This window comes from Streptomyces sp. NPDC002513 (genome assembly GCF_053595355.1).
The window spans coordinates 43,997-59,100 of sequence record NZ_JBSFXK010000027.1 but is presented as its reverse complement, the minus strand read 5'-3'; the positions used below and the strand labels follow the sequence as shown (position 1 = coordinate 59,100).

10 protein-coding genes are annotated in these 15,104 nt (G+C 71.1%); 3 read left to right on the top strand and 7 right to left on the bottom strand.

The window, feature by feature from the left end:
• Positions 1 to 69: 69 nt before the first annotated feature.
• Genes ACWD5Q_RS19260 through ACWD5Q_RS19250 form a run of 3 tightly spaced genes read right to left on the bottom strand, consistent with a single transcriptional unit; the run spans position 70 to position 4,587 of the window.
• On the bottom strand, positions 70 to 2,025 hold the full coding sequence (locus ACWD5Q_RS19260) for an ABC transporter permease/substrate-binding protein (protein WP_451428207.1): 1,956 nt from the start codon (positions 2,023 to 2,025) through the stop codon (positions 70 to 72).
• Positions 2,015 to 3,544 (bottom strand): sugar ABC transporter ATP-binding protein, encoded by a 1,530-nt coding sequence (locus tag ACWD5Q_RS19255; RefSeq protein WP_451428206.1) that lies wholly within the window; start codon positions 3,542 to 3,544, stop codon positions 2,015 to 2,017. Before ACWD5Q_RS19255 ends, ACWD5Q_RS19260 begins: the two co-directional genes overlap by 11 nt.
• Complete coding sequence (locus ACWD5Q_RS19250) at positions 3,541 to 4,587, bottom strand: LacI family DNA-binding transcriptional regulator (protein WP_451428205.1); 1,047 nt, start codon at positions 4,585 to 4,587, stop codon at positions 3,541 to 3,543. Before ACWD5Q_RS19250 ends, ACWD5Q_RS19255 begins: the two co-directional genes overlap by 4 nt.
• A 593-nt stretch (positions 4,588 to 5,180) precedes the next feature.
• On the opposite strand from ACWD5Q_RS19250, the gene recD2 reads away from it, so the two are divergent.
• A complete protein-coding gene (gene recD2, locus ACWD5Q_RS19245; RefSeq protein ID WP_451428204.1) occupies positions 5,181 to 7,457 on the top strand; it encodes an SF1B family DNA helicase RecD2 in 2,277 nt (758 codons plus the stop codon).
• Positions 7,458 to 7,689: 232 nt separating this feature from the next.
• Positions 7,690 to 8,979 carry a citrate synthase gene (locus ACWD5Q_RS19240; RefSeq protein WP_451428203.1) on the top strand — a complete coding sequence of 430 codons (1,290 nt, stop codon included), beginning with the start codon at positions 7,690 to 7,692 and terminating at the stop codon, positions 8,977 to 8,979.
• Positions 8,980 to 9,565: 586 nt separating this feature from the next.
• Here ACWD5Q_RS19240 and ACWD5Q_RS19235 read toward each other — a convergent pair.
• Both ACWD5Q_RS19235 and ACWD5Q_RS19230 read right to left on the bottom strand, forming a co-directional pair.
• Positions 9,566 to 11,830, bottom strand: coding sequence for a heavy metal translocating P-type ATPase (locus ACWD5Q_RS19235; RefSeq protein WP_451428202.1), 2,265 nt, complete (start codon positions 11,828 to 11,830; stop codon positions 9,566 to 9,568).
• Between the two features lie 87 nt (positions 11,831 to 11,917).
• On the bottom strand, positions 11,918 to 12,157 hold the full coding sequence (locus ACWD5Q_RS19230) for a heavy-metal-associated domain-containing protein (RefSeq protein WP_451428201.1): 240 nt from the start codon (positions 12,155 to 12,157) through the stop codon (positions 11,918 to 11,920).
• Between the two features lie 316 nt (positions 12,158 to 12,473).
• Here ACWD5Q_RS19230 and ACWD5Q_RS19225 point away from each other — a divergent pair, with 316 nt between their 5' ends.
• Positions 12,474 to 13,517 carry a zinc-dependent alcohol dehydrogenase family protein gene (locus tag ACWD5Q_RS19225; protein ID WP_451428200.1) on the top strand — a complete coding sequence of 348 codons (1,044 nt, stop codon included), beginning with the start codon at positions 12,474 to 12,476 and terminating at the stop codon, positions 13,515 to 13,517.
• Between the two features lie 104 nt (positions 13,518 to 13,621).
• Here the strand turns inward: ACWD5Q_RS19225 and ACWD5Q_RS19220 are convergent, their stop codons facing one another.
• Positions 13,622 to 13,822 carry a helix-turn-helix transcriptional regulator gene (locus ACWD5Q_RS19220; protein ID WP_451428199.1) on the bottom strand — a complete coding sequence of 67 codons (201 nt, stop codon included), beginning with the start codon at positions 13,820 to 13,822 and terminating at the stop codon, positions 13,622 to 13,624.
• 577 nt (positions 13,823 to 14,399) lie between these two features.
• A partial coding sequence (locus ACWD5Q_RS19215; protein ID WP_451428198.1) for a chaplin occupies positions 14,400 to 15,104 on the bottom strand: 705 nt, incomplete at its 5' end.

The following is a 15,104-nucleotide window of genomic DNA, read 5'->3' as shown; positions in this document are numbered from 1 at the left end:
AGCCGGTGCCGGGGCGGCGGACCGCGCGTGGCGCGCGGCCTGCCGCCCTGACACCGGCGGGGGCGGGGGTCAGCCGGTGAATCCGGCCACGTTCTCCTTCGTGACCACCTTCACCGGAACCATGACCGATTCCTCGACCTTCTTGCCCTGAGCGGCCCGCAGCGCGTTGTCCACCGCGATCCGGCCCAGTTGCGAGGGCTGCTGGGCCACCGACGCGTACAGCGTGCCCGCCTTGACCGCGGCCAGGCCGTCGGGTTCGCCGTCGAAGCCGACGACCTGGACGGACGTACCGGCCTTGGCACCGAGTGCCTTGATCGCGCCGAGCGCCATCTCGTCGTTCTCGGCGAAGACGCCCTGGACGTCGGGGTGGGCCTGGAGCAGGTTCGTCATCACGTCGAGACCCTTGGTGCGGTCGAAGTCGGCGGGCTGCTCGGCGACGACCTGGATACCGGGGTAGGCCTTCAGGCCCTCCGCGAAGCCCGCCCCGCGCTCACGGCTCGCGGACGTACCGGCCAGACCCTGCAGGATCACGATCTTGCCCTTGCCGCCCAGCTTCTCGGCCAGCGCCTTGGCGCCCAGCTTGCCGCCCTCGACGTTGTCGGAGGCGACCAGCGCGGCCGTCTTCGCCTTGTTGACGCCGCGGTCGACGCCCACGACGGGGATGCCCGCCTTGTCCGCGGCACGCACCGACGGGCCCGCGGCGTCCGAGTCGACCGGGTTGACGATGATCGCCCCCAGACCCGAACTGGTGAAGTTCTGCACCTGGTTGGCCTGCTGCGAGGCGTCGTTCTGCGCGTCCGTGACGGTCAGGTCGACGCCCCGCTTCTTCGCCTCCGCCTGCGCGCCCTGCTTGATCTGCACGAAGAAGGGGTTGTTGAGGGTGGACAACGACAGGCCCACCTTCGGGGTCGTGGAGGACGAGCCGCCGTGCAGGAACGACAGGGAGGCCACCACGGCCACCGCGACCACGGCCGCGAGCCCGTACGTCAGCGCCTGCCTGCCCTTGCCCCGGCCGGTGCCGCCCGGGGTGCCGGCGGCCACCGGGGCGGCCCCGGCCTTGCGCCGCGCGGTGTCCAGGAGCACCGCCAGGGCGATCACGACACCGATGACGACCTGCTGCCAGAAGGCGGACACCGACAGGAGGTTGAGGCCGTTGCGCAGCACCGCCAGGATCAGCGCGCCGATCAGCGTGCCGGACGCCTTGCCGGTGCCGCCGGCGAGGGAGGCGCCGCCGATGACGACCGCGGCGATCGCGTCCAGTTCGTAGCCGCTCGCGGCCTGCGGCTGCGCGGAGGACAGGCGCGCGGCGAGCACGATGCCCGCGGCGGCGGCGAACACACCCGACAGCGCGTAGATCGCGATCTTCTGCTTCTTCACCCGCAGACCCGACAGACGGGCCGCTTCCTCGTTGCCGCCGATCGCGTACATGGAGCGGCCGATGTACGTACGGCCGAGGACGAACGCGGTGATCAGGCCCATGACGACCATCACCAGCACCGGCACCGGCAGCCAGCCGCCGAGCGTGTCACCGAGGTGCGAGACCGAGTCGGGGAACGCGATCGGGGAGCCCTGCGAGATGACCAGCGACAGACCGCGGCCCACCGACAGCATGGCGAGCGTCGCGATGAACGGAGGGAGCTTCCCGTAGGAGATCAGGACGCCGTTGACGAGACCGGCGGCGAGGCCGGTCGCGACCGCGAGGACGACGGCTATCGCGACGGGGACGCCCGCCGAGGTGGCGCTCCAGGCGAGGACGGTGGCCGACAGGGCGGCGACCGAACCGACCGACAGGTCGATGCCCGCCGAGACGATCACGAAGGTGACGCCGAACGCGAGGATGGCGGTGACGGCCGCCTGGACGCCGATGTTGAGGAAGTTGTCGGCCGTCAGGAAGTCGCCGGACAGCGCCGACATCACGATGACGAGGACGATGAGCGCGGTGAGCGCGCCGTTGTCGAGCAGAAGGCGGCGGACCCCGCCGGCACCACCGGCGCTCGCCTGCCTCTTGAGCGTGTCAGTGGCCACGGGTGGCCTCCCTTTCGTTCACGGACGTGGTGGGTGTGGAGACGGCGAGCGCCATGACGGAGTCCTGGGTCGCCTCGTCGGCGGAGAGTTCGCCCGCGATCCGGCCCTGAGCCATCACCAGGACCCGGTCGCTCATGCCGAGCACCTCGGGCAGATCGCTGGAGATCATCAGGACGGCGGCGCCCGCGGCCGTGAGTTCGTTGATGAGCTGGTAGATCTCGACCTTGGCGCCGACGTCGATGCCGCGCGTCGGCTCGTCGAGGATGAGCACCTTGGTGTCGGCCAGCAGCCACTTGCCGATGACGACCTTCTGCTGGTTGCCGCCGGAGAGCGTGCGCACATGCTGGCCGAGTCCGGCCATCCGTACCCGGAGCCGGTCGGCGACCTTGGCCGCGGCGGCGTGCTGCCCCTTGCGGTCGACGATTCCGCCGTGGGTCGCCGCCCGCATGGTCACGAGCCCGAGGTTCTCCTCGATGGACGCGTCCAGGACGAGTCCCTGGCCCTTGCGGTCCTCGGGTACGAGCCCGATCCCGGCCGCCATCGCGGCGGTCACGTCGAAGCGGCGCACCGGCGCGCCGGCGACGTGCACGGCTCCCCGGTCGTAGGGGTCGGCGCCGAACACGGCCCGGACGACCTCCGTACGGCCGGCCCCCACGAGCCCCGCGATGCCGACGACCTCACCGGCCCGCACCTCGAAGGACACATCGTGGAAGACCCCGTCCCGGGTGAGCTCCTCGACGGTGAGCAACACGGCCCCGGTGCCGGGCCGTTCGCGCGGGTACTGCTGCTCGATCGACCGCCCCACCATGAGGCGCACGAGTTCGTCCTCGGGCGTGGAGGCGGGCACCTGCCCCACGCTCCTGCCGTCGCGGATCACGGTGACCCGGTCCCCGAGCGCGGCGATCTCCTCCAGATGGTGGGTGATGAAGACGATCCCGACGCCGTTCTCGCGCAGTGTGCGCACGATGGCGAACAGCTTCTCGACCTCTCCGGAGGTGAGGACGGCCGTCGGCTCGTCCATGATGAGGACGCGCGCGTTCAGGCTGAGGGCCTTGGCGATCTCGACCATCTGGAGCCGCGCGATGCCGAGTTCCCGCACACGGGCCCGGGGCGACACCGGGACGCCGACGCGTTCGAGGAGTTCGGCCGCGTCCGCCTCCATCCTCTTGCGGTCGATCATGCCGAAGCGGCGCGGCTGCCGTCCGAGGAAGATGTTCTCCGCGACGGTCAGATCGGGAACGAGGTTGAACTCCTGGTAGATGGTGGCGATCCCGAGGCGTTCGGAGTCCTGCGCTCCGTGGATGCGCACTTCCTCGCCGTCGACCAGGATCCGGCCGCCGTCCGGGCGGTAGGCGCCGGAGAGCATCTTGATGAGGGTGCTCTTGCCCGCGCCGTTCTCACCGAGCAGCACATGCACCTCGCCGCGGCGCAGGTCGAAGTCGACGCCGTCGAGCGCGACCACGCCGGGGAAGGTCTTGCGTATGCCTTCGATGCGCAGCAACTCGTCAGGGTTGCTCACGGCATGCTCCTTTGCATGGGGGAGGGCTGTGCAGCGGGGGTCTGCGCAGCGGCCGGCTCGCCGCACGAGCGGCGCACGACGAGACGGGCGGGGAGGGTGACGGACGTGGGGGGCCGCCCCTCGATCCGGTCGACCAGCGCCCGCACGGCGGCGCGTCCCAGTTCGCGTGTGGGCTGGGCGATCGCGGTGATCGGCGGATCGGTGTGCACGAACCACGGGATGTCGTCGAACGCGGCGAGCGCGATGTCGTCGGGCACCCGCAGCCCGCGCGCCCGGATGGCGTCCAGCGCGCCGAGCGCCATCAGGTTGTCGGCGGCGAACACGGCCTCGGGCGGCTCGGCCAGATCGAGGAACCGTTCGGTGGCGCGGCGCCCGCTCTCGGCCTGGAAGTCGCCCTGGCCTCGGTAGGCGTCCGGGAGGGGGAGCCCGTACGCGCCCAGGGCCTCGCGGAAGGCCTCGACGCGCTCACTGCCGGTCGTGGTCGCCGCCGGCCCCGCGATGATCGCGAGCCGCCGGTGCCCGAGCGCGTGCAGATGGGCCACCAGGTCGTGTACGGCGGCGCGTCCGTCGGCGCGTACGACGGGGACGTCCACGCCCGCTATCCAGCGGTCCACGAAGACCATCGGGGTGCCGGCCTTCGCGGCGTCCAGCATCAGCGGGGAGCCGCCGCAGGTCGGGGAGACGAGCAGCCCGTCGATCCGCCGGTCCAGCAGGGTCCGCACATGGTGGTCCTGGAGCTCGGGCCGCTCGTCGGCGTTGCCGATGATCACGCTGTAGCCCAGGGCCCGGGCCTCCTCCTCGACGGAGCGCGCCAGAAGGGTGAAGTAGGGGTTCAGCACGTCGCTGATGACCAGGCCGAGGGTGCGGGTCTGGTCGGTGCGCAGGGACCGGGCGACGGCGTTCGGGCGGTAGCCCAGCGCCTCGACGGCGGCCAGCACACGGGTGCGGGCGTCGGCGCTGACCGACGGGTGATCGTTCAGGACGCGGGACACCGTGGCGACGGACACGCCCGCCGCCGCGGCCACGTCCTTGATGCTCGGCATTGCCGGGACCACCTCCTTGTGAGTCCGGTACGGCTTTTGAGCCTGTTGCGGCCGTTGTGCGATGCGATGGAATCGTTTACACGGCCGACTCGGAGGATTGGAATCGATTACATGGCGATTAATCAAGAGGTGTGGGGGCCCCGAGACCGGATTGTGACCCGAGGGTGGCCGCGTGGACGGGCGATGGCCGGAAGGTGAACCGGGGGCGGGGTGCGGCTATTCCCGCGGGTTCCTACGGGTTCCCGCGCGCTCCCGCGTGCCCTCGCACCCGGTGCGGTCACGGGTGGCGGGCTCGGATCAGAGTGTGGCCCCGTGGCCGACTCACGCCCGTCTGCGGCCGGTTGACGGTCCGTCAGTCGAGGCCGGGTGACTCCTCGTGGCCGGCGCGGATGATCCCGCCGGTCCGACTCTCAGGCGGGATCCGGGTGGGCGTACACCGCCTGTATCCGTCTGTATCCGTCTGTATCCGCCTAAATCCATCCATACTTCACAGGAGCCGCCTGAATGCATCTGAACCTTCTTGAATCCGTCTGTATTCGGTGGTTGCGGGCCGGCCGTCTCCGTCTGTCACACCCTGGCGGTAGCGTCGGATCATGACCACGGAGGCGAGTCGGGCGGAGCAGACGGGTGGCGATGAGCGGCGTCTGGCCACGCTGGAAGGCGTGCTCGAGCGGATCACCTACGCCAACGAGGAGAACGGATACACGGTCGCCCGCGTCGACACCGGCCGCGGCGCCGGCGATCTGCTCACCGTCGTCGGCGCGCTCCTCGGCGCCCAGGTGGGGGAGTCGCTCAGAATGGAGGGCCGCTGGGGATCGCATCCCCAGTACGGACGGCAGTTCACGGTGGAGAACTACACGACCGTCCTGCCGGCCACCGTCCAGGGCATCCGCCGCTATCTCGGTTCCGGCCTCGTCAAGGGCATCGGCCCCGTCTTCGCCGACCGCGTCACCCAGCACTTCGGCCTGGACACCCTGAGGATCATCGAGGAGGAACCGAAGCGGCTCATCGAGGTCCCCGGCCTCGGGCCGAAGCGGACCAAGAAGATCGCCGACGCCTGGGAGGAGCAGAAGGCGATCAAGGAGGTCATGCTCTTCCTGCAGACCGTCGAGGTCTCCACGTCCATCGCCGTGCGGATCTACAAGAAGTACGGCGACGCCTCCATCTCCGTCGTCAAGAACCAGCCCTACCGCCTGGCCGCCGACGTCTGGGGCATCGGCTTCCTCACCGCCGACCGCATCGCCCAGTCCGTCGGCATCCCGCACGACAGTCCCGAGCGCGTCAAGGCCGGCCTCCAGTACGCGCTGTCGCAGTCCGCCGACCAGGGGCACTGCTATCTCCCCGAGGAGCGGCTCATCGCGGACGCGGTCAAGCTGCTCCAGGTCGACACGGGGCTCGTCATCGAGTGCCTGGCCGAGCTGGCGGCGCCCCCGGAGGCGGGCTGCGACCCCGGTGTCGTACGGGAGAAGGTGCCCGGACCCGACGGGGACGGACCCGTCACCGCCGTCTATCTGGTCCCCTTCCACCGGGCCGAACTCTCCCTCTCCGCCCAGTTGTTGCGCCTCCTGCGGACCGACGAGGACCGGATGCCCGCCTTCCGGGACGTGGCGTGGGACAAGGCGATCGGCTGGCTCAGGGAGCGCACGGGCGCCGATCTCGCCCCCGAGCAGGAGGAGGCCGTACGGCTGGCGCTGACCAGGAAGGTCGCCGTCCTCACCGGCGGCCCCGGCTGCGGCAAGTCCTTCACCGTCCGGTCCATCGTGGAACTCGCCCGGGCCAAGCGGGCCAAGGTCCTGCTCGCGGCGCCCACCGGCCGGGCGGCCAAGCGCCTGTCCGAGCTGACCGGCGCCGAGGCCTCCACGGTCCACCGGCTGCTGGAGCTGAAGCCCGGCGGCGACGCGGCGTACGACCGGGACCGCCCGCTCGACGCCGACCTGGTCGTCGTCGACGAGGCGTCCATGCTCGACCTCCTGCTCGCGAACAAGCTGGTCAAGGCCGTGCCGCCGGGCGCCCATCTGCTGTTCGTCGGCGATGTCGACCAGTTGCCGAGCGTCGGTGCCGGCGAGGTGCTGAGGGACCTCCTCGCCGAAGGAAGCCCCCTGCCCGCGGTCCGGCTCACCCGGGTGTTCCGTCAGGCCCAGCAGTCCGGTGTCGTCTCCAACGCGCACCGCATCAACGCCGGGCAGCACCCGCTCACCGACGGCCTGAAGGACTTCTTCCTGTTCGTCGAGGACGACACCGAGGAGGCCGGCCGGCTCACCGTGGACGTGGCGGCGCGGCGGATCCCGGCCCGGTTCGGCCTCGATCCGCGCCGGGACGTGCAGGTGCTCGCCCCGATGCACCGGGGCCCCGCCGGCGCGGGCACCCTCAACGGCCTGCTCCAGCAGGTCATCACCCCGGGCCGCCCCGATCTGCCCGAGAAGCGGTTCGGCGGCCGTGTCTTCCGCGTCGGGGACAAGGTCACTCAGATCCGCAACAATTACGAGAAAGGGAAGAACGGTGTCTTCAACGGCACTGTGGGCGTGGTCACCTCGCTCGACCCGGTCGACCAGCGCCTGACGGTGCTGACGGACGAGGACGAGGAGGTTCCCTACGAATTCGACGAACTGGACGAGCTGGCACACGCGTACGCGGTGACCATCCACCGCTCGCAGGGCAGCGAGTATCCGGCGGTGGTGGTCCCGGTCACCACCGGAGCCTGGATGATGCTCCAGCGGAACCTGCTCTACACGGCGGTCACCCGCGCCAAGAAGCTGGTCGTCCTTGTCGGTTCGCGCAAGGCGATCGGGCAGGCGGTGCGCACGGTGTCGGCGGGCCGGCGGTGCACGGCGCTGGATTTCCGCCTGTCACCCGGACCCCTCGACGGCTGATCTCCGCTCCCGTGGCCCGCCCTCGAAAAAAATGATCGATCAAATGAGTCGTGAAGTTCACAGAGCACTTCCGGAACCGGCCGGAGGCGGGCAGGATGAGCAAGTTGACGGCACTCAGTGCCGCCGATGGGCCCAATGGTCGACCCCGAGTGCACTCTCCTGCGCCAAATGGGGGATGGTAGAGACAGTCAGGGCACCTCGAAGATGAGGCACTACGTCGGTGAGGGAAGACGTGAGCGACAACTCTGTAGTACTGCGGTACAACGGCGGCGAGTACACCTACCCGGTGGTCGACAGCACCGTCGGCGACAAGGGCCTGGAGATCGGGAAGCTCCGCTCCCAGACCGGTCTGGTCACCCTGGACAGCGGTTACGGCAACACCGCCGCCTATAAATCCGCCATCACCTACCTGGACGGCGAGCAGGGCATTCTGCGGTACCGCGGCTACCCGATCGAGCAGCTGGCCGAGCGCTCCACCTTCGTGGAGGTCGCCTACCTGCTGATCAACGGCGAGCTGCCGACCGTCGACGAGCTCTCCGTCTTCAAGAACGACATCACGCGGCACACGCTGCTCCACGAGGACGTCAAGAACTTCTACACGGGCTTCCCGCGCGACGCGCACCCGATGGCGATGCTGTCCTCGGTGGTCTCCGCGCTGTCCACCTTCTACCAGGACAGCCACAACCCCTTCGACGAGAAGCAGCGCAACCTCTCCACGATCCGTCTGCTCGCCAAGCTTCCGACGATCGCCGCGTACGCCTACAAGAAGTCGATCGGCCACCCCTTCGTCTACCCGCGCAACGACCTCGGCTACGTCGAGAACTTCCTCCGTATGACGTTCTCCGTGCCGGCGCAGGAGTACGACCTGGACCCGGTCGTCGTCTCCGCGCTGGACAAGTTGCTGATCCTGCACGCGGACCACGAGCAGAACTGCTCGACCTCGACCGTGCGCCTGGTGGGTTCGTCGCAGGCCAACATGTTCGCCTCGATCTCGGCCGGCATCAACGCGCTGTGGGGCCCGCTGCACGGCGGCGCCAACCAGTCCGTCCTGGAGATGCTCGAGGGCATCCGCGACTCCGGCAACGACGTCGACACCTTCATCCGCAAGGTGAAGAACAAGGAGGACGGCGTCCGCCTGATGGGCTTCGGCCACCGGGTCTACAAGAACTTCGACCCGCGCGCCCGGATCATCAAGGCCGCCGCGCACGACGTGCTCTCCGCCCTGGGCAAGGAGGACGAGCTTCTCGACATCGCCCTCAAGCTGGAGGAGCACGCGCTGTCCGACGACTACTTCGTCGAGCGCAAGCTCTACCCGAACGTCGACTTCTACACCGGTCTGATCTACCGCGCGATGGGCTTCCCGACCGAGATGTTCACGGTCCTGTTCGCCCTCGGCCGGCTGCCGGGATGGATCGCCCAGTGGACCGAGATGATCACGGAGCCGGGCTCCCGCATCGGCCGCCCGCGCCAGATCTACACGGGCGTGGTGGAGCGCGACTTCACTCCGGTCGAGGAGCGCTGAGTACGCTCCCTGCGGCTTGACCCGATGTGTTCGTCTCCGGGGTGCTCAGGCGCCCCGGAGGCGAACGCACCGCGGAAGAACGCACCACAGAAAAGCGGAAGGCGCCCCGTCGACGGTCCCCCCACGGGCCGGCGTACGGGGCGCCTTCCCATGTCCCGGTGCGGATTCCCCCCACGGGATCCGGCCGGGCGTCTGCGGGACAGCGCCTGAATCGCTGCGAGCAAAACGAGCAAAACTCGGCGTACTACGGCGACGCGGTCTGCCGGGACCCGTACGGGCGGGAGGGCCGCTCAAAGCTCCCCGGTGTACGCGTCCCGGCAACGCCGTTCCCCGGGAACGTCCCCCAAGACATCCCCGGATGTCAGTCACGCCCCCCAAGACGCTTCTGACATCGCCAACTTAGACCCACGAACCCTTCTGTTGGTTACGTTCCCGTCACTGTGATCTGTGTCTCTTGCATATGTCCTGAAAATACGCAAGAGGGCTGATACGTCGATCGAGGCCCCAGCGTAAGGATGATGCGCGAGCCTTGTGAAGAGCTTATGTGAGGCGTGCGTCGGACTCTAGAGGGGCTCCCGTTCCCGCGTCATGAGAATGCCCGCAGCCGCAGGCTGTTGGTGACCACGAAGACCGACGAGAAGGCCATCGCCGCGCCCGCGATCATGGGGTTGAGCAGCCCGGCGGCGGCCAGCGGCAGCGCGGCCACGTTGTAGCCGAAGGCCCACACCAGGTTCCCCTTGATCGTGCCGAGGGTGCGCCGGGACAGCCGGATCGCGTCCGCGGCCACCCGCAGGTCCCCGCGCACCAGCGTCAGATCGCTCGCCTCGATCGCCGCGTCCGTACCGGTGCCCATGGCGAGCCCCAGATCCGCGGTGGCGAGCGCGGCCGCGTCGTTGACGCCGTCGCCGACCATGGCGACGGTCCGCCCCTCGCCCTGCAGTCGCCGGACGACGTCCACCTTGTCCTGCGGCAGCACCTCGGCGATCACATCGCCGGTGCCGATGCCGACGGCGCGCGCCACGGCCTCGGCCACCGCCCGGTTGTCCCCGGTCAGCAGGACCGGCCTCAGCCCCAGGGCGCGCAGCTCCCGCACCGCCTCGGCGCTGGTCTCCTTGATCGTGTCGGCGACGGTGAGGACACCGAGTGCCACGCCGCCCCGGGCGACCACGACGGCCGTCCGTCCCTCCGCCTCGGCCCCGGCCTTCGCGCGGGCCAGCGTGTCCGGGAGCGCGTCCCGGAACCGGCCCACCGTGACCTCGTGGCCCTCGATCCGTCCGCGCACCCCGAGTCCGGGCACGTTCTCGAAGTGCTCCGGCACCGGGAGGGCGCCGACGCGCTCCTGGGCGCCCGCCGCGACGGCCCGGGCGATCGGATGCTCGGAGGCGTGTTCCAGGGCTCCCGCGAGCCGGAGAACCTCCTTCTCGTCGGCGTCCTCGGCGACGTACACCTCCTGGAGGGCCATCCGGCCCGTGGTGACCGTTCCGGTCTTGTCCAGGACCACGGTGTCGACGCGGCGCGTGGACTCCAGCACCTCGGGGCCCTTGATGAGGATGCCGAGCTGGGCGCCGCGGCCCGTGCCCACCATCAGGGCCGTCGGGGTGGCGAGGCCGAGTGCGCAGGGGCAGGCGATGATCAGCACCGCGACGGCCGCGGTGAAGGCGGCGACCGTGTCGCCGGTGACGCCGAGCCACACCCCGAAGGTGCCGAGCGCGATCAGCAGCACGACGGGCACGAAGATCCCGGAGAGGCGGTCGGCGAGGCGCTGCACCTCGGCCTTGCCGTTCTGCGCGTCCTCGACGAGGCGCGCCATCCGCGCGAGCTGGGTGTCGGCGCCCACCCGGGTCGCCGCCACCACCAGCCGGCCCCCGGCGTTCACGGTCGCGCCGGTCACGGCGTCCCCGACGGTCACGTCGACCGGCACCGACTCCCCGGTCAGCATCGACACGTCGACCGCGGAGGCGCCCTCCACGACGGTCCCGTCCGTGGCGATCTTCTCCCCGGGCCGTACGACGAACCGGTCGCCGACGGCCAGCCGCGCCACCGGGACGCGTACCTCCCGGCCGTCCCGCAGCACCGCGACGTCCTTGGCACCCAGTTCCAGCAGCGCCTTCAGGGCCGCACCCGCACGCCGCTTGGAACGGGCCTCCAGATAGCGGCCGAGCAGGAGGAACGCGACGACTCCCGCGGCCACTTCCAGATAGATGGTCCCCGCCCCGTTCGTCCGGGAGACGGTGAGGTCGAAGCCGTGGCGCATGCCCGGCATCCCGGCGTCTCCCCAGAACAGCGCCCACAGCGACCAGCCGAAGGCGGCCAGCGTGCCGAGCGAGACCAGCGTGTCCATGGTGGCCGCGCCGTGCCGGGCGTTGGTGAACGCCGCCCGGTGGAAGGGCAGTCCGCCCCAGACCACGACGGGAGCGGCGAGGGTGAGCGAGAGCCACTGCCAGTTGTCGAACTGCAGGGCCGGAACCATCGACAGCAGGACCACGGGCAGGGCGAGCAGGGCGGAGACGGTCAGGCGCCTGCGCAGCGCCGCCGTCTCGGGGTCCTCTTCGGGCGCCCCGGAGCCGTGCGGTCCGGGTTCCGCTTCCTCGGGCTGTGGCGGCGGGGGTTCTTCGGCCGTGTAGCCGGTCTTCACCACGGTGGCGATCAGGTCGGCGACCTCGACGCCGCCGGCGTACGCGATCTTCGCCTTCTCCGTCGCGTAGTTCACCGTGGCGGTGACGCCGTCCAGGCGGTTGAGCTTCTTCTCCACGCGGGCCGCGCACGAGGCGCAGGTCATGCCGCCGATCGTCAATTCGATCTCGGCGTGCGTGGCCGGGTCTATCGGGGCTGGTGCTGCGGTGCTGGTCATGTCCGGACTCCAGAGGAGGGGCCGGGGCGTACGGAGCCGGTATCAGCCGGTCGGTACGCCCCGGTGCGGAGAGCGGGGAGGGGTGGATCAGGCCTTGCCGACGAGCTCGAAGCCCGCCTCGTCGACGGCGGCGCGCACGGCCTCGTCGTCGAGGGGTGCGGCGGAGACCACCGTGACCTGGCCGGTGGACGCGACGGCCGTGACCGAGCTGACGCCGGCGATGCCGGAGATCTCGCCGGAGACGGAACCCTCGCAGTGTCCGCAGCTCATCCCGCTCACCTGGTAGACGGTCGTCACGGAGCCGGAGGTGTCGGTCTGCGTGGTCATGTCGTTACTCCTTGGGGAGACGTGTGGGGCTTGCGTGCCTCAGAATATACCCCTAGGGGGTATCGGTTCCAAGGGGGATCTTCGCTTCGGCGGGTCGATCGGACGCCCTTGGGGGACATGATCGGACCGGGATCCGCCGCCGGGCGGGCAGGCGGCACGGTGGCGACGGCCGGTGCGCCCGTCCGGCGCAACGCCGGCGGACGGTTCGCGGCCGTCTCCCCGGTCGGCGTTTCCCTCTCCTCGGCTAGCGTTCCGCCAAGGAGGCGCTCCCCGGGACCGCCGGGGCGCGCGGGACGCGGGCGGAGGGTGCGGTCGTATGCGTGCGGTGGTGTTCGAGCGGTACGGGGAGCCGGCCGAGGTGCGCGAGGTGCCGGATCCGCAGCCTTCGGAGCACGGGGTCGTGGTACGGGTCGAGGCGACGGGGCTGTGCCGCAGCGACTGGCACGGCTGGATGGGGCACGACCCCGACATCGCGCTCCCGCACGTGCCCGGGCACGAACTCGCCGGCGTCGTCGAGGCGGCGGGCTCCCGGGTGACCGGCTGGCGGCCCGGCGACCGGGTCACGGTGCCGTTCATCTGCGCCTGCGGCGGCTGTCCGTCCTGCGCGGCGGGCGACCAGCAGGTGTGCGAGCGCCAGACCCAGCCGGGGTTCACCCACTGGGGATCCTTCGCCCAGTACGTGGCCCTGGAGCACGCGGACGTGAATCTGGTGGCGGTGCCGGAGGAACTGCCGTTCCGCACGGCCGCGGCGCTGGGGTGCCGGTTCGCCACGGCGTTCCGCGCGGTCGTACGGCAGGGCCGGACGGCGGCGGGGGAGTGGGTCGCCGTGCACGGCTGCGGGGGCGTCGGCCTGTCCGCGGTGATGATCGCGGCGGCCGCGGGGGCGAGGGTCGTCGCCGTCGATGTGTCACCCCGGGCCCTGGAACTGGCACGGGAGTTCGGGGCGGCGGAGTGCGTGGACGCGACACGCGTCGAGGACACGGCGGAAGCGGTCCGCGACCTGACGGGCGGCGGCGCCCATGTCTCCCTCGACGCGCTCGGCTCACCGGCCACCTGCGCCGCATCGGTGAACGGCCTGCGCCGGCGCGGCCGTCATGTCCAGGTCGGCCTGCTGCCGTCGCCCGCCGGTACGACCCCGGTCCCCATGGCCCGGGCGATCGCCCTCGAACTGGAGCTGCTCGGCAGCCACGGCATGGCGGCCCATGCCTATCCGCCCCTGCTGGAGCTGGTCCGCTCGGGAGCCCTGCGCCCCGACCTCCTGGTCACCTCGGCGATCCCGCTTCAGGCGTCCCCGGCGGCCCTGGCCGCCATGGGGACGGCGCCGGGCAGCGGAGTGACCGTCATCGAACCGTGGGGCTGAGCGGGCCGCGTCACACCGGCAACGGGTGAAGGAGCCGCACAGGCGGCAGGTGAAGGAGCGGCCCGCCCCCCAGCCGGGGACGGGCCGCCCGCGGCACGGCGGGGTCAGGGCTCCGTGCGGCCGCGGTTGCGGGGCCGGGCGGCGACCCAGGCCCGGACCGTGTCGGCGTACCAGTAGGGCTTTCCGCCCTCCACGACGTCGGGCGGGGGAAGCAGCCCGTGTTTGCGGTACGACCTCACGGTGTCCGGCTGCACCCGGATGTGCGCGGCGATCTCCTTGTACGACCAGAGGTAGCGGTCGGTCATCAGTAGCACCTCCCCGCGCGCGCCACGGCGGCGACCGGGGGAGGCCGACGGGGGATCCGGGCGCTGCGCTGGCGATCACGAACCTGTGCTCCCTCAACGACGGGGGGTCCGAGGCGGGCAGGGCCTGTGAACGGGGTGTGACAGAACAGCGGTCCGCGCGGGACATGTGTGACGCGCCGGAGTTCTTTGTGACACGGATGACGAACTGGGCGCGCGTGCCGTTGTTCCGGGGACGGCGACTGTTCCGGGGACGGCGACGGCCCAGGGGCGGCACCCCGCTGTGCGGGAGCCGCCCCTGGGCCGTGGACTCCTCAGGACCGCGCGGGTGCGGGACGCGGACGCCCGGCACCCGGCGCCCTAGTGCCGTGGCAGGCAACGTTTGCCCGTTAAGGAGCGGCGTCCGGTGCGTGCTCTGGGGGTCCCCCCGGCCGAAGGCTGGGGGAGTGCCGGCCGGAAGTCCTCGTACTGGATGTACTTGGGCTTTCGGGCGGTGCGGCGAGTGGGGGTACCCCCTGCTCGAAGAGCTTGGGGGAGCGTGCCGGACGCCGCGACGGGGCGAACGTTGCCTGTCGGGGCACTAGAAGCGGGACGCGACGCGGCCCCGCCGGTACAGGATGAGCCCACCGGTCAGCATCGCGACGCTGACGGCCGAGGCCGCGATCACGCCTTCACTGCCGGTCCTGGCCAGGGCGGGCGCCGGGTGCGCGGGGGTGACGGGCGCGCCGGCCGGAGTGATGCCCGGCTCGTGGTGCGGCGGCGTCTGCGAAGGCACGTGCGGCGGGGTCTGCGGGACCGTCCGCGGTGGTGTCTGCGGAACCGTCTGAGGCGGGGTCTGCGGAACCGTCTGCGGCGGCGTCTGCGGAACCGTCTGCGGCGGCGTCTGCGGAACCGTCTGCGGCGGCGTCTGCGGAACCGTCTGCGGCGGCGTCTGCGGAACCGTCTGAGGCGGTGTCTGCGGAACCGTCTGCGGCGGGGTCTGCGGAGGCTTCGGCCCACCGGTGCCGCACGAGTTGTCGGACGCCTGGTTCAACAGGGCGGCCACGTTGACGCTGTTGCCGCAGGCGTTGACCGGGATGTGGACGGGGGCCTGGATGGTGTTGCCGGAGGCGACGCCGGGCGAGCCGGCCGTGGTGCCGGTGGCGTGCGCGCCCGTGGAGGAGGCCCCTCCGCCGGAGGCCCCGCCACAGGAGTTGTCGGACGCCTGGTTCAACAGGGCGGCCACGTTGACGCTGTTGCCGCAGGCGTTGACCGGGATGTGGACGGGGGCCTGGATGGTGTTGCC

Bases quoted from the DNA above. Each gene is read 5' to 3' on its own strand.
- recD2 (WP_451428204.1), top strand. From the start codon at position 5,181: ATGACCACGGAGGCGAGTCGGGCGGAGCAGACGGGTGGCGATGAGCGG.
- ACWD5Q_RS19250 (WP_451428205.1), bottom strand. From the start codon at position 4,587: ATGCCGAGCATCAAGGACGTGGCCGCGGCGGCGGGCGTGTCCGTCGCC.
- ACWD5Q_RS19235 (WP_451428202.1), bottom strand. From the start codon at position 11,830: ATGACCAGCACCGCAGCACCAGCCCCGATAGACCCGGCCACGCACGCC.
- ACWD5Q_RS19230 (WP_451428201.1), bottom strand. From the start codon at position 12,157: ATGACCACGCAGACCGACACCTCCGGCTCCGTGACGACCGTCTACCAG.
- ACWD5Q_RS19220 (WP_451428199.1), bottom strand. From the start codon at position 13,822: ATGACCGACCGCTACCTCTGGTCGTACAAGGAGATCGCCGCGCACATC.
- ACWD5Q_RS19225 (WP_451428200.1), top strand. From the start codon at position 12,474: ATGCGTGCGGTGGTGTTCGAGCGGTACGGGGAGCCGGCCGAGGTGCGC.